Raw genomic sequence first — 16120 nt, 5'->3', positions numbered from 1 at the left:
AGCGTGAAACACCCAAGATTTGACTGTGCAGCACTGTACAGTCGCACAACGCGAGCCCGGTCCTACACGTTTCAGCGGTTTATCAGAGGCTTCCCACAAAACAACCAGAAGCAAGTGATAGTGACGCTTTAACTTAAAATCTATGCTCTTCAAAAAACAGGAGGGGTGTATGAAAGTAATGGTAGCAATAATGATCTTGATAGCACTTTCTGGCTGTGTGGATGATCGTCCAATGACTAGAAATCAAGGCACTGAACTTGCTCACAAGTGCCAGATAGATCCATACAACCATGCTTGCTTACAGCCCCCACCAGTCTTCCATAATTAGAGATTGGCTCATGGGAATTTCCACAATGTAATCTCTGTACCATCCGGTAGTATTCTGATCAGGCTTTCCTTTGGCTTTGGAATTCGACCGGGGACGAATCCAACTCGAGCCCAACGCATGTCTCCCGTCCGTTGATCGTAGATGATCAGATTTCCAGGTTTCCGTCAGCCTGTAATAGCAAGCTGTATCGCCTGTTCTCGGACAAAAGAAACTGTCCCGGTGACATAGTTTGATTAGGAGGCAGCACCGAAGTGCCACTTGCCTGGAATGGGGTAAACGTAGAAGTCATGTTTTCACCTTGATTAATAAACTGTTGAGCGCTTAGTTAATCAAGTTCGAATATGGAGGTGGCGATACATATTTATTGCATGCCTTAAAAACATTTATTGCTTGAAGGGTGCCGGCGAAGGCGGCCTGTTTGGCGATGCAAGACTCGAGGCCGTCTTCGCTGGCTAGCCAGCTCCTACACGGGCGGGGATGACAGAAAAGTCTGTGGCTGACGCAGCATCTGTAGGAGCCGGCTTGCCGGCGAAGGCGTCCTGCCTGGCGATGCAGGAATCGAGGCCGCCTTCGCTGGCGAGCCAGCTCCTACAAAGGCCATTGAAGGCCATGCGGCGGGCAATCGAATAAATTCTTTGCCAAGGTGTTCTTCAATTGGACACACTTTTTTTCACAATCTGGCCTTTAATCTTTCCTTAACTCAGCCATTTCAGACTCTTGATCGCATTTTTCGATATTTCAAAGCGAAATTTTCCGCTTTAATTCGATAGATAACTCGATAGTCTTGGGCCAGCACTCACAGGATCTAGGCAATGCAGCTACGTAACTCTACTTCCCGTTATGGTTTGGTCAGCATAGTCCTGCACTGGGGCGTGGCACTGGCGGTGTTCGGTCTGTTCGCGCTGGGCCTGTGGATGGTCGGTCTCGACTACTACAGCACCTGGCGTAAAGACGCACCGGACTTGCACAAGAGCATCGGCCTGGTGTTGCTGGCTGTGATGGTGCTGCGGGTGCTGTGGCGCTTCGTCAGTCCGCCGCCGCCTACTTTGTCCAGCTACAGCCGCATGACACGCCTCGGCGCCCACTTCGGCCATGGCTTTCTGTATCTCACGCTGTTCGCTGTGATGATTGCCGGTTACCTGATTTCCACCGCGGAAGGTGTCGGGATCCCGGTGTTTGGATGGTTTGAAGTGCCTGCGCTGGTGTCCGGACTACCGGACCAGGCAGACACCGCTGGCGCGATTCATCTCTACCTGGCGTGGGTGCTGGTCATTTTTTCCGGCCTCCATGCGTTGGCAGCATTGAAGCACCACTTTATCGATCGCGATGTGACCCTCAAACGAATGCTGGGTCGCAAAGCCTGAAGCTCAACCTCGACTCCAAAGGAAAACAAAGTATGTTGAAAAAGACTCTGGCCGCTCTGGCAATCGGTTCTGCCCTGTTGTCCGCCGGTAACGTTATGGCCGCTGACTACGTGGTCGACAAAGAAGGCCAGCACGCCTTCGTTGACTTCAAGATCAGCCACCTGGGCTACAGCTACATCATCGGCACGTTCAAGGACATCGACGGCAAGTTCAGCTTTGACGCTGCCAAGCCTGAAGCCAGCAAGATCGAGTTCAATGTGAATACCGCCAGCGTGTTCACCAACAACGCCGAGCGCGACAAGCACATTTCCAGCAAAGACTTCCTGAACGGTACCAAGGCGACGTTCGTTTCCACCAGCGTCAAGCCAACCGGTAAAAACGCAGCGGGCAAAGACACCGCTGACGTCGCCGGTGACCTGACCATCCTGGGCGTGACCAAGCCAATCGTGGTCAAGGCTACCTTCCTGGGTGAAGGCAAGGATCCATGGGGCGGCTACCGTGCCGGTTTCGAAGGCACTTTCGGCCTCAAACGTTCCGATTTCGGCACGCAGAAGGACCTGGGCCCATCGTCCGATGCGGTTGAAATGTACGTCTCGTTTGAAGGTGTGAAAGCGAAGTAATTTTCGCGCCTGACAAAACAACGCCCGCTGCTCTCATGAGCGCGGGCGTTTTTTTATTGCCGTATACAAATCCCTGCTGGGATCAAAAAATCCCTGTGGGAGCGAGCCTGCTCGCGAAGGCGGTGGTTCATCCAACTTTGATGGCGACTGACACGCCCCCTTCGCGAGCAGGCTCGCTCCCACAGGTTTTCTCATTCGCCAAAAAAATGCCCCGGATCCTGCGATCCGGGGCATTTTTCATTTCAGCGACAAATCAGCGATTGCGAGTCAGCAATGCCGGTTTTTCGCCGCGAGGACGGCTTGGCAGTTGATCCAGCTGCTCAGGTGTCGGGAAGCGATCGGCCTTGGACTCCTTGTGCATGATCTTCGGTGCCGGACTGCGCGGGTTCTGCACGGCCGGTTCGGAACGGGACTGGTCGTCACGAGCCGGGCGGCGATTGCGCGACTCTTCGCGACGGGCCTGACCGTCACGTGGCGCACCGTTGCGTGGGCCGCTGCGCTTGGCTGGCGGCGTGCCAGTGCTGGCGCCATCGCTGTTGCGCGGACCGCTCTGGCGGCCCTGAGGCTTGCCACCCCGTGGAGCGCCCGAACCGGCGGCCGTGCCTTGTGCCGGAGCACCTGGACGGCGTCCACGGCCCTGGGCCGGTTTCTGTTGTGGCACGTAGTCGACGCGGTTACCGAAGTTATCGATATCGTCATCCAGGAACTCGTCTGGAGCGCGATCAGCGGCGGCACGTGGTGGTTGGCTTGGCTGACGCTGTTCACGTGCCGGGGTGCCTTCGCGAGGCTTCTGCTGACGGGCCGGACGCTCGCCGCGCTCACCTGTCGCAGGCTTCTCCTTGCCCTTGTCCTTGCCCTTGTCTTTACGACCGCCACCGCTGCCGTTCGGACCATCGCCGCGCGGGCCACGTGGATTGCGCGGGTTGCGCATGTCCGGACGTTCGCGGGCTTCCGGTTTTTCAGCTTCCACGGCGCTGGCATCGAAGCCCATCAGGTCGCCGTCGGCGATTTTCTGCTTGGTCATGCGTTCGATGCTTTTCAGCAGTTTTTCTTCGTCCGGGGCCACCAGCGAGATCGCTTCGCCCGAACGACCGGCACGGCCGGTACGGCCGATGCGGTGCACATAGTCTTCATCGACGTTAGGCAGTTCGAAGTTGACCACGTGTGGCAACTGGTCGATATCGAGGCCGCGTGCAGCGATGTCCGTGGCGACCAGGATGCGCACAGTCCCTGCCTTGAAATCGGCCAGGGCTTTGGTGCGGGCGTTCTGGCTCTTGTTGCCGTGGATTGCAACGGCGCTCAGGCCGTGTTTGTCCAGGTACTCGGCCAGGCGGTTGGCGCCGTGCTTGGTGCGGGTGAACACCAGCACCTGTTCCCAGGCGCCAGCGGTGATCAGGTGCGCCAGCAGCGCACGCTTGTGGCTGGCGTGCAGGCGGAACACGCGCTGCTCGATGCGCTCGACCGTGGTGTTCGGTGGCGTGACTTCGATGCGTTCCGGGTTGTGCAGCAGTTTGCCGGCGAGGTCGGTGATGTCCTTGGAGAACGTCGCCGAAAACAGCAGGTTCTGCCGTTTGGCCGGCAGGCGGGCCAGGACTTTCTTCACGTCATGGACGAAGCCCATGTCGAGCATGCGGTCGGCTTCGTCCAGCACGAGGATTTCCACGTGGGACAGGTCGACGCTGCCTTGGCCGGCGAGATCGAGCAGACGGCCAGGGCAGGCCACCAGCACGTCGACGCCACGGGACATGGCTTGAACCTGAGGGTTCATGCCGACGCCGCCGAAGATGCAGGCGCTGACGAATTTCAGGTCGCGGGCATAGACCTTGAAGCTTTCATGCACTTGGGCAGCGAGTTCGCGCGTGGGGGTCAGGACCAGTACGCGCGGCTGGCGCGGGCCGTGACGCTGGGATTTGTCCGGGTGACCGTTGGGGAACAACCGCTCCAGGATCGGAAGGGCGAAACCGCCGGTTTTACCAGTACCTGTCTGTGCCGCGACCATCAGGTCGCGACCTTGCAACACGGCGGGAATGGCCCGCTGTTGCACCGGAGTAGGCTCGGTATAGCCCGCTGCCTCAATGGCGCGGACTAAAGCCTCGGAGAGACCGAGGGAAGCAAAGGACATGAGAAATCCTGTTTTAGTTAGGGCTTGGCCCAATGGGAGTCTTGCCTGGCGCGAATGGCGTTTAAGGAGACGCTATCCCGTCCGGTCCTGCTGGGTTTCGAAGGTTCGTCTGGAGTGCTCGCGCGGGCTGAAAAGCTGCGCTGTAGCGGGGTCGAGATGCCTTGAACGATTCCGAGCGTCCGGGCGTGAGCCTGGCGGGAAGGCCGGAGTATAACAGAGCAATCACTGCGCGCCGCTTTCCTGCTGCTCAACGGTTTTTGTACGGGTCGCGGTGGCACTCGCTGCGTTCGCCGCGGTTACCGGGGCAGCGCCGTAGCGGGCGCTGAGCTCCGCGTAGGCCTGTTCGCGCTTGAAGCGTTTGAGCTCGGCACCGAAGCGTTGTACCAACAAATCCATGCCGGCATTGCGACGCACCGCCAGAAACTGGCTCTGTTGGCTGATGACAGTCGGGTTTTCGGTAATCTTGTCACGGATATTCAGCTCGTCGAGCAAATGCTGGCCGACCCGGCGGTCGGTGATCAGCAGGTCGATCCGTCCGCGCACCAGCTTGCCGAAATTGGCTTCGTGGCTCGGTGCCGGTTCGCGGGTGAACAGCGTCGACTCCCTGAAATCCTGGCTGTATAGGTAACCAGGCGAGGTGCCGATGGTCAGCCCGCGCAGTTCGTCGAGGGTGCGAAACGGGTGCGGACGACCATTGGCGTAGAACATCACGAACTGGACTTCCGAGAGCGGTTCGCTGGGGTAGAGCAGGGTCGCGTCGCGCTCATCGCTGTGGAAAATGTCCAGCGCGCCATCGGCCTGACCCGTTTCGAGCATTGACAGGCAGCGCTTCCACGGCAGGAACTGCCATTCCACTTCGATGCCCAGGCGCTTGAACACAATGGCGGTGGTTTCGTAATCGAGCCCAAGGGATTTGCCGTTCTCCTCATAGACATAAGGAGCCCACGGTTCCGTGACAATGCGCAGTTTCTCGCCCCGGGCGGCGAAGCTCAGGCAAGTAAAAAGCACAACGGTAAGCAGCTGGGCAATGGCGGGCATGGCCTGAGGTTAGTACGCTGAACGCCTAATGAGAAGCTCTGGCGTGCATGTTTAGCGTTGTACCTGAGCAGATTGGGTGCGACGTCGCTATTTGCTCGACGTATTGAGCAAGTGTGCGTGGATAGCTGTGCACCGCTCACCAAGAATCATTTTGACCAGGGGCTTGGTGAACCAGTCCTCAAGCAGGTGTTGGCCAACTGGCGTACCAAGGCGTTCCTGCTGGTTCTGCAGTGCCTTTTCCCACCAGACCGGTCCGCAGGCCTGGTCGAACTCGTTGGGGTGTTCATAGCAGCCGTAAAGGACTTCGCGAATGAATTGGCGCAGATGTTGGGGCAGCGCCAGGGTAATGACCTTGTAGAGCATTCGCTGTGATCGTGGTGGCCGTGGAAGATGAGCCGACACGCGGCGGGTGTCATCCAGTGCTGCCGGGCTGGTCGGTTGTGCGGCGTGTTTGATGGCCCAGGCTTTGACCTTGGCCCTGAACAATTGCTTGCGACTCCAGTAGTGGTGAATCAGGTCCGGACACTTTTTGATCTCCAGCGTCCGATAGGCTGCTACCGACAGGCAGAACTCCTCGAGGGTGTACGCGCCCGGCGCAGACGGGAACAATTCGTCGATCAGCGCGATCGAGCGGTCGAGGACTTGAATGTCCTGCCGGTTCAAACCGATGACACCGGAATTGAGCAGCATCATCTGGTCGTCAGCCAGGCCCCTTTCCATGAGCGTTGCCGACAACGCGGTGTAGAGCAGGTTCTCTTTGTTGTTGCCGTAGTGGGTGTAGTAGTCGTTACACAGCAGCGTGCCCGGTTGCACGCGTTCGAACAACTTGAGTGGTGAGCAGTGGAAGAACGTATCGGTGTCGATCAGCAGCGCCGTGTCGAACTCTTCCAGCACCGTGCGCAGGGCGACATGCTTGGCGCGAAAGTGATAGCCGTGGGGTTCGTTCCAGCGTCGGCGTGTTGCTTCGTCGAGAGGGCGTACGTGCACGGGCAGTTTTTCGTAGGGTTGCGGGTTGTCGCTGAAGACCTGGATATCGAGCGCCGCGTCTGGCGTTTCACGCAGCCAGGCCAAGGCACTGGCAATGCTGAACACGGCTTCCTGATGGTAGGTTTCGGAGCCGAATACCAGGTAGACGAGTTGAGGGCGTGAGGTCGAGGGCGCAGTCATCATGGGGCTACAGCTTTCCGTAGGTTCTTCCGAATGTAAAAGGCCCTCCGAAGAGGGCCCCGTATACCAGCGTGGAAACGATCAGCGCGGTAGCTTCAAGTTGTTCCACACAGCCAGACTGGCTTCAGCCTGGTTCAGGGTATAGAAATGCAAGCCTGGCGCACCGCCTTGCAACAAACGCTCACACATTTCGGTAATCACCTGCTCGCCGAAACGCTGAATGCTTTGGGTGTCGTCACCATACGCTTCCAGTTGCTTGCGAATCCAGCGCGGGATTTCCGCACCGCAGGCGTCGGAAAAACGTGCCAGTTTGCTGTAGTTGGTGATCGGCATGATGCCCGGCACGATCGGGATATTCACGCCCAGTGCCCGCACACGTTCGACAAAATAGAAATAGCTGTCGGCGTTGAAGAAGTACTGGGTGATCGCGCTGTCGGCGCCGGCGTTGGCCTTGCGCACGAAATTGGCAATATCGTCTTCGAAATTGCGCGCTTGCGGGTGCATTTCCGGATAGGCGGCAACTTCGATGTGGAAATGATCGCCGGTCTGTTCACGAATGAATTCGACCAGGTCATTGGCGTGGCGCAATTCGCCGCTGGCCATGCCCATGCCCGAAGGCAGGTCACCGCGCAGGGCAACGATTCGGGTAATACCGGCGGCCTTGTATTGGCTCAGCAGGCCGCGCAAGTCGTCCTTGCTGTCGCCCACGCAAGACAGGTGCGGCGCGGCAGGGATTTTGACTTCGCTTTCAAGCTGCAACACGGTGTTGAGGGTGCGATCACGCGTCGAACCGCCAGCGCCGTAGGTGCAGGAGAAGAAATCGGGGTTGTACGTGGCCAGCTGACGAGCAGTGGCGAGCAGTTTTTCATGCCCAGCGTCGGTCTTCGTAGGGAAGAACTCGAAGCTGTAGCGACGATCTTGGGACATGGTCATATCCTTGGAAACACAAGAACCAGCGAGGCAACACATGTTCCATGTGGGAGCGAGCCTGCTCGCGAAGAGGGTTCATCATTCAACATTGATGTCGACTGATACAACGCTTTCGCGAGCAGGCTCGCTCCCACAGGAAGAGCGAACTATTGCCGCCTGTTAGTAGCGGTAAGCGTGCGGCTTGAACGGACCTTCGACGGTCACGCCGATGTAGTCGGCCTGGGTCTTGGTCAGTTGAGTCACGACGCCGCCGAAACCGCGGACCATTTCCAGGGCCACTTCTTCGTCGAGTTTCTTCGGCAGTACTTCAACGGTCAGGCGCTCGGCTTTCTGGGCTGGCGACAGGTCGGCGTACTTCTGGCCGAACAGGAAGATCTGCGCCAGAACCTGGTTGGCGAACGAACCATCCATGATGCGGCTCGGGTGACCAGTGGCGTTGCCCAGGTTCACCAGGCGGCCTTCGGCCAGCAGGATCAGGTAGTCGTCGTTCTGCGGATCGAAGCTGCCTGCACCGGTACGGTGGATCTTGTGAACCTGCGGCTTCACTTCTTCCCATGCCCAGTTCTTGCGCATGAAAGCGGTGTCGATTTCGTTGTCGAAGTGGCCGATGTTGCAGACGACAGCGCGCTTCTTCAGGGCCTTGAGCATGTTCGAATCGCAAACATTGACGTTGCCGGTGGTGGTCACGATCAGGTCGATCTTGCCCAGCAGTGCCTTGTCGATGCTCGCTTCGGTGCCGTTGTTGATGCCGTCTATGAACGGCGAAACCACTTCGAAACCGTCCATGCAGGCTTGCATGGCGCAGATCGGGTCAACTTCGGAGACCTTGACGATCATGCCTTCCTGACGCAGGGACTGGGCGGAACCCTTGCCCACGTCACCGTAGCCGATGACCAGCGCTTGCTTGCCGGACAGCAGGTGGTCGGTACCGCGCTTGATCGCATCGTTCAGGCTGTGACGGCAGCCGTACTTGTTGTCGTTCTTGCTCTTGGTCACCGAGTCGTTGACGTTGATGGCCGGGATTTTCAGCTCGCCCTTGGCCAGCATGTCCAGCAGGCGGTGAACGCCGGTGGTGGTTTCTTCGGTCACGCCGTGGACGCGATCCAGTACCTGTGGGTATTTCTTGTGCAGCAACTCGGTCAGGTCGCCGCCGTCGTCGAGGATCATGTTGGCATCCCAAGGCGCGCCATCTTTCAGGATGGTTTGCTCCAGGCACCACTCGTACTCTTCTTCGGTTTCACCTTTCCAGGCGAAAACCGGAATGCCGGCAGCAGCGATGGACGCGGCGGCCTGGTCTTGAGTCGAGAAAATGTTGCAGGACGACCAGCGTACTTCGGCACCCAGGGCAACCAGGGTTTCGATCAGCACGGCAGTCTGGATGGTCATGTGGATGCAGCCGAGGATTTTCGCACCCTTGAGCGGTTGCTCTTCGGAGTACTTGCGGCGCAGACCCATCAGGGCCGGCATTTCGGATTCGGCGATGATGGTTTCGCGACGGCCCCAGGCAGCCAGGGACATGTCGGCGACTTTGTAATCGTTAAAACCTGCAGGCGTGATAACAGCGCTCATGAAGAGCCTCCATTCGTAAAGTATGCGAATGGGCGCCGTTGTGCGTTTAGTGTCGGGCCGATCAAGGCCTGGCAACGCCCCATCCGAGCCTGACAGGTCTAGCCTGCTGCAGCGCCCCTCGGACAGGTGGCGGGAAAACGGTATCAAGTCATGATGACCGTTTTGAAACGGGGGCGATTATAGCGGGCTATGCTGATCTTCCAAAGGGTTTCTGTCGGTCAATGTTCGAACGGTAATAGTGGCTATAGAAGATGCCGAATAGAGCTCTGGTCCAGGCTCTGCCATGATCCTTGGCATCTATCGGCAAGACGGTCAGGAGTGAGCATGAATTTCCACACCCGCAAATGGGTCAAACCCGAAGACCTCAACCCCAACGGCACGCTGTTCGGCGGCAGCCTTCTGCGCTGGATCGACGAAGAAGCGGCGATTTACGCCATCGTCCAACTGGGCAACCAGCGCGTCGTCACCAAGTACATTTCCGAAATCAACTTCGTCAGCGCTTCGCGCCAGGGCGACATCATCGAACTGGGCATCACCGCCACCGAATTTGGCCGCACCTCGATCACCCTGACGTGTGAAGTGCGCAACAAGATCACCCGCAAAAGCATCCTGACGGTCGAGAAGATGGTCTTCGTCAACCTCGGCGAAGACGGTTTGCCCGCCCCCCACGGCCGGACCGAGATCAAGTACGTCAAAGACCAGTTCAAGGATGATGCCCCCGTCGAATAATGCGGGACCTGTAGGAGCTGGCTTGCCAGCGAAGCTTTTGGCTGCCTTGAGGGCCCCTATGCTGGCAAGCCAGCTCCTACAAGGGAAGGTTTCGTTTGATAGGGCGGTGAACAGCTCCAACCGGCGCGGGTCGTAACTAAATCGCATGCCAGCGGTTCAGGAGCGTTATGGACACTCACAAAGCCGGCAAGACCCCCGACCTCTCGGCCAAAGAGCAGCACGAAGTCGAAAAGAGCCAGCCACCACGGGCGGCGGTGTTGCACGAAATCATCCGTACCCAGGGCGATCAGGAACTTGAACGCAGCGTTGCCGCGCTGTGGTGGTCCGCGCTGGCCGCCGGCCTGAGCATGGGGCTGTCACTGATGGGCATGGGCTTGCTCAACTCCCGACTGCCGGATGGCGAAGGCTTCAAGGTGATTGCCAGTTTCGGCTACTGCGCGGGGTTTCTCGCGGTGATCCTCGCCCGCCAGCAACTGTTCACCGAAAACACCCTGACGGCGGTGCTGCCGATCATGAGCAAGCCCACGCTGGGCAACGTCGGTCGATTACTGCGGCTGTGGACGGTGGTGCTGGTCGGCAACCTTTGCGGCACCTTGCTGGTGGCCTACGTGATGCTGGAGCTGCCGATTTTCGACAGCAAGACCGATATCGCCTTTCTCGACATCGGCCGCAAGGTCATGGAAAACCACACCGGCCAGATGTTCGCCAAGGGCATTGTTTCGGGCTGGATGATCGCCACCATGGTCTGGATGATTCCGTCCATGGAGAGCGCCAAGATGTGGATCATCATCCTCATCACCTACTTCATGGCACTGGGGGATTTCACTCATATCGTGGTCGGCTCGCTTGAGGTTTCGTACCTGGTGTTCGCCGGCGAATTGCCGTGGAAGGATTTCTGGCTGGTGTTCGCCGGTCCCACGCTGGCGGGGAATATCATCGGTGGCAGCTTTATTTTCGCGCTGATCAGCCATGCGCAGATTCGCAGTGAAAGCGGGCCGCCGAAAAACGCAGCGGATCAGGGCGAGGAGCCCGACCCGCAGAAGATCGAAAAATAGTCGATATCAGCTTGCTGCATTAACCGCCGCTACGCCGCGGCGTTGCAGATGGATAAAGAACAGCGCTGTCAGCACCGTCAGCCCGCTGACCAGCGCGCCCGTCCACGGCAAGTCCGCCAGGTCCGCGCCGCTGGCCACCACCAGCCCGCCAATCCACGCCCCGGTCGCGTTGCCGAGATTGAATGCGCTCTGGTTCAGGGTTGAGCCAAGGTTGGGGGCTTCGTGGGCCTGATCAATGATCAGCAATTGCAGGATCGGGCACAGGGCGAAGGCGAAGATCCCCCACAGCACCAGCGTGATCGCCGCCGGGATCACTGAGTGGCTGGTCTGACTGAATGCGGCCAGTACCAGCACCACGGCCAGCGCCATGCCGACCAGCGACGGCAGCAAGCGGCTGTCCGCCAGGCGACCACCCAGCATGCTGCCTGCCGTCAAACCCACCCCGAACAACAGCAACATGATCGTCACGCCGTGAGGGCTGACCCCCGTGATGTCCTGCAGGATCGGCGCGATATAGGTAAATACGCTGAACAGGCTGGTTGAAGCCAGCACGCTCATGCCCAGCGCCAACAGCACGTTGACCTTGCCCAGCACCTTGAACTCGCTGGCGAGGTTGGCCTTGTCCATCGCAATGTCTTTCGGCAACCAGAGCCATTGCGCAACGGCGGCGATCACACCAATCACCGACACCGCCCAGAACGTCGAGCGCCAGCCGGCGTATTGCCCAAGCGCAGTGCCCAGCGGCACGCCCAGCACGTTGGCCAGGGTCAGGCCGGTGAACATCATGGCAATCGCCTGGGCCCGTTTGTTCGGTGCCACCAACCCGGCGGCCACCACCGAGCCAATACCGAAAAACGCGCCGTGGCACAGTGCGGTGACGACTCGAGCGGCCATCAGCGTGGCGTAGTTCGGCGCCAGGGCGCAGAGCATGTTGCCGAGGATGAACATCAGCGTCATGCCCAGCAATGTGGCTTTGCGTGGCATGTTGGCGGTGCCGACTGCGAGGATCGGTGCGCCGAACACAACGCCCAGGGCGTAGCCGGTAATCAACAGCCCGGCATTGGGGATGCTCACCGCGAGGTCGCGGGCAACGTCGGGCAGCAGGCCCATGATGACGAATTCAGTGGTGCCGATGCCGAATGCGGCAACAGCGAGGGCAAGCAAAGCGAGTGGCATGCGCAAGGTCTCTGTCGGTAGTCTTGACGCTGTGATCAGGCATACGCATGCCAACGACCGGTCTCGACGAGAGCGGTCAGGGGCAGTTTTTATTGGATTTAGTCTGTGCGCAACTGAGTGCGGCGTGGTCGCTTGCAGTATAAACAGCTGCTGACATATCGCGAATCAATTCTCTCCCCGAAACTTTGTGGGAGCACGGCTTGCCGGCGATGGCGATTTCAAGGGCGCCATCGCGGGCAAGCCTTGCTCCCACAGGGGACGGGGTGGACTGCAAAAGGAGTGTGCCGTGCTTGCGACGGCTCTGGTGTTGGTGGCGGCGCTGTTGCATGCGGCGTGGAATACCCTGATCAAATTCAGCGCCGAACGGCTGCTGGTGGTGGCCTGCATGGACAGCGTGGCGATGTTGTTTGTCGTTGTTATGCTGCCTTTCGTGGAACTGCCGCCCATTGAAATCTGGCCGTGGATTCTGGCCTCGGCCGCGTTCGAATTGCTCTATCGCTATTTGCTGATTCAGGCCTATCGGGTCGGCGACCTCGGGCTGGTCTATCCGCTGATGCGCGGGTTATCGCCGCTGGTGGTGCTGGCGCTGACCCTGATCTTTGCCGGGGAGACGCTGACCCATCAGCAGATCTTCGGGATCCTGCTGATCCCGCTGGGCATGTTGTGCCTGCTATGGCAGGGCGGAGGCGGTGCGCGCCTGCCCTGGTCGATGTTGCCGGTGGTGGCGCTGATTGGCCTGTGTATTGGTTGCTACACCTACATCGACGGCCAGGCGTTGCGGCGCTGGTCGCAGCCACTGGACTACCTGGTCTGGGTGACGCTGCTCAGTGCCTGGCCGTTCCCGTTGCTGGCCTGGGTGCGCAAGCGACCGGCGTTCAGGTTGTTCTGGCGCGAGCAGTGGCGTTTGGGGCTGGCGGTCGGGTTCTGCGTGCTGTTCAGCTACGCTCTGGTGCTGTGGGCCATGCAGATGGGCTCGATTGCCGAAGCGGCAGCGCTGCGCGAGATCAGCGTGATTCTGGTGGTGCTGTTCGGTATGCGTTATCTGAAAGAGCCTTTTGGCGGGCCCAGGCTCCTGGCCTGCGGCTTAGTGCTGATCGGCATGCTGGTGATGAAATTCTGACCGCTCTGACAATGTGAAGAAGGACTGCTCTATGACGGTTGCTCTGTGGTGCATTTTGATCGCGATTTTCCTGCCCTACCTCTGCACGGGCATCGCCAAGGCCAGCGGCGGCTATGGTTTGAAAGACAACCATGACCCCCGGGACTTTCTGGAATCACTGAATGGTTTTGCCAGGCGTGCCCATGCGGCGCAATTGAACAGCTTCGAAGTGACACCGGCGTTTGCCGCGGCGGTGATCGTGGCGCACCTGGTTGGCAATGCCGAGCTGGTGACGATCAATGTGCTGTCGGTCTTGTTCATTACCAGTCGGCTGCTTTACATCATTTGCTATCTGGCGGACTGGGCGATTGTGCGGTCGTTGGTGTGGTTTGTGGGGATGGGGTTGATAGCTGCATTCTTTGTTGTGTCAGTCTGAATCCTCATTGCCAATAAGGGCCTCATCGCGAGCAGGCTCGCTCCCACAGGTTATGCACAACCCCTGTAGGAGCGAGCCTGCTCGCGATGGCTATCTAACAGCCAACATTTGACTCAGGGTTTGGTCTTCTCCGCATCAGCCACCTGCGGCACTTGCGGCAACGCCGCGCCCTTGGGCCACAGCATCCAGATCTGCCCCTGTTGCTTCATGTCCCCGGCCAGTTGCCCGGCCGCATCGCCCGTGCCCCAGAACAGGTCCGCGCGAACCTCGCCGGCGATCGCGCCGCCGGTGTCCTGCGCCGCTACCGGTCGCACCAGTGCGCTGCCGTCCGGTTTGGTGGTGGATAGCCATAGCAGGCTGCCCAACGGAATGACCTTGCGATCCACTGCGGCGCTGTAACCCGCCGTCAATGGCACGTTCAGCGAGCCGCGAGGCCCTTCATTGCTGTCTGGGTTACGGGTAAAAAATACATAGCTGGGGTTGCTGCCAAGCAGTTCCGGAATGCGCGACGGATTGGCTTTGGCCCAGTTGCTGATTGCGCCCATGGTCACGTCTTCTTTCTTGAGCTCGCCTTGCTCCACCAGCCAGCGTCCGATCGGCCGATACGGGTGGCCATTCTGGTCGGCGTAAGCGATGCGCAACTGACGGCCGCTGTCGAGCTGGATACGACCCGAACCCTGGATTTGCAGAAACTGCAGGTTCATCGGATCGGTCAGCCAGGCCACCACCGGTGCCTTGACGCCTTTGGTTTCTATCGTTGCCGCATCGTCGTATGGCTTGAGCACGCGACCCTCGAGCCGGCCACGCAGACGTTTGCCCTTGAGTTCCGGGTAGAGGCTGTCCAGGGCGACGATGATCATGTCTTCGGGCACGCCATACACCGGAATGTTCGCGGTCGCGGTCTGGGTCAGGCTGCCGGGGTAGACCGGCTCGTAGTAACCGGTGATCAGGCCGTTGGGGTTGTCGTTGGCGGCGCGCAGGCCGTAGACATCGAGGTTCTGCTTGAGAAAACCGCGAATGTCGCCGGCAGCCTGCGGTACGTTGGCCGCCGCTGCGCAAGTGCCACCCCAGACCGGGTCGGCCTTGAGTCGCGTACAGGCGCTGCGCCATGAGCCGAAGCCGGCGACGAGGTCGTTGTCGGACACTGCCGGCAATGCTTCCCAGGTGGCGCTGGAATAGGTGGCCAGTGCATGGGTTTTCGGTTGCTTGTTGTCGCCACCGGTGCAACCTGCGAGCAGGGCGACCATCGGCAGGGTCCAGGCCAGGCTGCAACGCCACGCCTTGAAACGGCTGTTCATGGAGTAATTCCTTTGCCGGTTGCATGTGTGCTCCATGCGCGCATGCAACCCGTATTGATAATAGGGGTATTGGTGTTTGCCCGGGACGCGAGGATACTGGCCGCCGTCTCCCGTGACCTGAAGCCACCATGACTCTTAAAAGACTTTCCGTTGTATTGCTGGCCTGCCTGACATTGTCCGCTTGCGGCGGTGTCGATCCCAATTCGCCGCTTGGTCAGCGCAAGGCCATTTTCAAGCAAATGCTCAAGACAGGCGAAGACCTGGGCGGCATGTTGCGTGGCCGTATTCCGTTCGACGGCCCGAAATTCGCTGACGGCGCGGCGAAGCTCGACACGCTGTCCCATGAGCCATGGAAGCATTTTCCGCAAGTGCGCGAAGAAGACCACACCAGTGCCAAAAGCGATGTCTGGCAGCAGCAGGAGCGCTTTCAGGCAATGGCTCGCGAACTTGAAAGCGCCACCGGTGAATTGGTGATCGTCAGCCAGGTTCAACCCTACAAGGCCAGCAACCTGGGGCCGGCGGTGCAAAAGGTCGAAGACGCCTGTAGTGCGTGTCATAAAAGGTTTCGGGATCATTGATGGGCGGTGCCCGGTCTGACGCCTTCGCGAGCAGGCTCGCTCCCACAGGGGAGTGCGATTACCTGTGGGAGCAAGCCTGCTCGCGAAGACTGATTTGACAGCACCGAAGACCGCGCTTCGTTACCTGTTCTTATTTATCCAGTTCGTCGACGGCTTCCTGCAATTCTTTGCGGGATTCGGCCAGTTTGTCTTTGCGCTTGTTGATCTTCTCGGGATCGCCTTTTTTCATGGCCTTGTCGAGATCGGCCTGACGCTGGCTGACTTCGTGCTTGGCGGCGAGCACCTTGTTTTCCCGTTCTTTCTTCAGCGAGGCGTCTGTGCAGTTGGCAGTGACTTCGCTGAGGGCTTTCTCCAGGCCGGCTTGTTGATCGGCGTTGCCGTGGGACTTGGCCAGTTCGATCTGATTGATGATGCCTTGCTTCTTGGCGGCACAACCTGTCAGTCCCGGAGCTTCTTCGTCGGCCATCAGCGGGGTGGCCAACACACTGCAAAGGGTCAGCAGGGCGAGCGGTGAAAGAAATTTCATAAAAGCTCCATGTGAAAAGGCAATCGGGTCGATGCGGCGATGGTTGTTCGAGCCCATCGGTACCAGAGGGTTCCCGGACGCCAAG

The 16120-nt window shown here is 59.2% G+C and carries 15 protein-coding genes and 1 riboswitch; of the genes, 7 read left to right on the top strand and 8 right to left on the bottom strand.

From position 1 onward, the window contains the following. Window positions 1-1140: 1140 nt before the first annotated feature. Window positions 1141-1692, top strand: coding sequence for a cytochrome b (locus LAB08_RS28375; protein ID WP_096514446.1), 552 nt, complete (start codon window positions 1141-1143; stop codon window positions 1690-1692). 32 nt (window positions 1693-1724) lie between these two features. After that, window positions 1725-2312, top strand: a complete 588-nt coding sequence (locus LAB08_RS28370; protein ID WP_096514448.1) for a YceI family protein — start codon at window positions 1725-1727, stop codon at window positions 2310-2312. Between the two features lie 253 nt (window positions 2313-2565). Here the strand turns inward: LAB08_RS28370 and rhlE2 are convergent, their stop codons facing one another. From rhlE2 to ahcY, 5 genes are all read right to left on the bottom strand, one after another. Continuing rightward, entirely contained in the window at window positions 2566-4434 is a 1869-nt protein-coding gene (rhlE2, locus tag LAB08_RS28365; RefSeq protein WP_096514452.1) for an RNA helicase RhlE2, read from the bottom strand. Window positions 4435-4656: 222 nt separating this feature from the next. Beyond that, on the bottom strand, window positions 4657-5472 hold the full coding sequence (locus LAB08_RS28360) for a substrate-binding periplasmic protein (RefSeq protein WP_096514454.1): 816 nt from the start codon (window positions 5470-5472) through the stop codon (window positions 4657-4659). 87 nt (window positions 5473-5559) lie between these two features. Continuing rightward, window positions 5560-6642 carry a hypothetical protein gene (locus LAB08_RS28355; RefSeq protein WP_096514456.1) on the bottom strand — a complete coding sequence of 361 codons (1083 nt, stop codon included), beginning with the start codon at window positions 6640-6642 and terminating at the stop codon, window positions 5560-5562. Between the two features lie 78 nt (window positions 6643-6720). Then, the gene (gene metF, locus LAB08_RS28350) at window positions 6721-7566 is read right to left on the bottom strand and encodes a methylenetetrahydrofolate reductase [NAD(P)H] (RefSeq protein ID WP_096514458.1); all 846 of its coding nucleotides are present in this window, start codon (window positions 7564-7566) and stop codon (window positions 6721-6723) included. 162 nt (window positions 7567-7728) lie between these two features. Beyond that, a complete protein-coding gene (gene ahcY / locus LAB08_RS28345) occupies window positions 7729-9138 on the bottom strand; it encodes an adenosylhomocysteinase (RefSeq protein ID WP_096514460.1) in 1410 nt (469 codons plus the stop codon). 23 nt (window positions 9139-9161) lie between these two features. Next, a riboswitch (S-adenosyl-L-homocysteine riboswitch) is annotated at window positions 9162-9264 on the bottom strand. Between the two features lie 198 nt (window positions 9265-9462). Here ahcY and LAB08_RS28340 point away from each other — a divergent pair. Then, window positions 9463-9867 carry an acyl-CoA thioesterase gene (locus tag LAB08_RS28340; protein ID WP_096514462.1) on the top strand — a complete coding sequence of 135 codons (405 nt, stop codon included), beginning with the start codon at window positions 9463-9465 and terminating at the stop codon, window positions 9865-9867. 167 nt (window positions 9868-10034) lie between these two features. Next, window positions 10035-10922, top strand: a complete 888-nt coding sequence (locus LAB08_RS28335; RefSeq protein WP_096514464.1) for a formate/nitrite transporter family protein — start codon at window positions 10035-10037, stop codon at window positions 10920-10922. Window positions 10923-10928: 6 nt separating this feature from the next. Here LAB08_RS28335 and LAB08_RS28330 read toward each other — a convergent pair whose 3' ends face one another. Continuing rightward, a complete protein-coding gene (locus LAB08_RS28330; RefSeq protein ID WP_096514466.1) occupies window positions 10929-12098 on the bottom strand; it encodes an MFS transporter in 1170 nt (389 codons plus the stop codon). A gap of 286 nt (window positions 12099-12384) precedes the next feature. On the opposite strand from LAB08_RS28330, the gene LAB08_RS28325 reads away from it, so the two are divergent. Together LAB08_RS28325 and LAB08_RS28320 are read left to right on the top strand one after the other, a co-directional pair. Continuing rightward, window positions 12385-13218 carry an EamA family transporter gene (locus LAB08_RS28325; protein WP_096514468.1) on the top strand — a complete coding sequence of 278 codons (834 nt, stop codon included), beginning with the start codon at window positions 12385-12387 and terminating at the stop codon, window positions 13216-13218. A gap of 31 nt (window positions 13219-13249) precedes the next feature. Then, window positions 13250-13633: an MAPEG family protein gene (locus LAB08_RS28320; protein ID WP_096514470.1), complete on the top strand. Its 384-nt coding sequence runs from the start codon at window positions 13250-13252 to the stop codon at window positions 13631-13633. Window positions 13634-13746: 113 nt separating this feature from the next. Here LAB08_RS28320 and mltA read toward each other — a convergent pair whose 3' ends face one another. Further along, window positions 13747-14931 (bottom strand): murein transglycosylase A, encoded by a 1185-nt coding sequence (gene mltA / locus LAB08_RS28315; protein ID WP_096514472.1) that lies wholly within the window; start codon window positions 14929-14931, stop codon window positions 13747-13749. 128 nt (window positions 14932-15059) lie between these two features. Here mltA and LAB08_RS28310 point away from each other — a divergent pair, with 128 nt between their 5' ends. Beyond that, window positions 15060-15509: a c-type cytochrome gene (locus LAB08_RS28310; protein ID WP_096514474.1), complete on the top strand. Its 450-nt coding sequence runs from the start codon at window positions 15060-15062 to the stop codon at window positions 15507-15509. A gap of 130 nt (window positions 15510-15639) precedes the next feature. Here the strand turns inward: LAB08_RS28310 and LAB08_RS28305 are convergent, their stop codons facing one another. After that, a complete protein-coding gene (locus LAB08_RS28305; RefSeq protein WP_096514476.1) occupies window positions 15640-16035 on the bottom strand; it encodes a DUF1090 domain-containing protein in 396 nt (131 codons plus the stop codon). Between the last annotated feature and the right edge of the window lie 85 nt (window positions 16036-16120).

Origin of the sequence: Pseudomonas izuensis (assembly GCF_002356535.2) — a bacterium.
In the GTDB taxonomy this organism is placed as follows: domain Bacteria; phylum Pseudomonadota; class Gammaproteobacteria; order Pseudomonadales; family Pseudomonadaceae; genus Aquipseudomonas; species Aquipseudomonas izuensis.
This window is presented reverse-complemented; position numbering and strand designations above follow the sequence as displayed.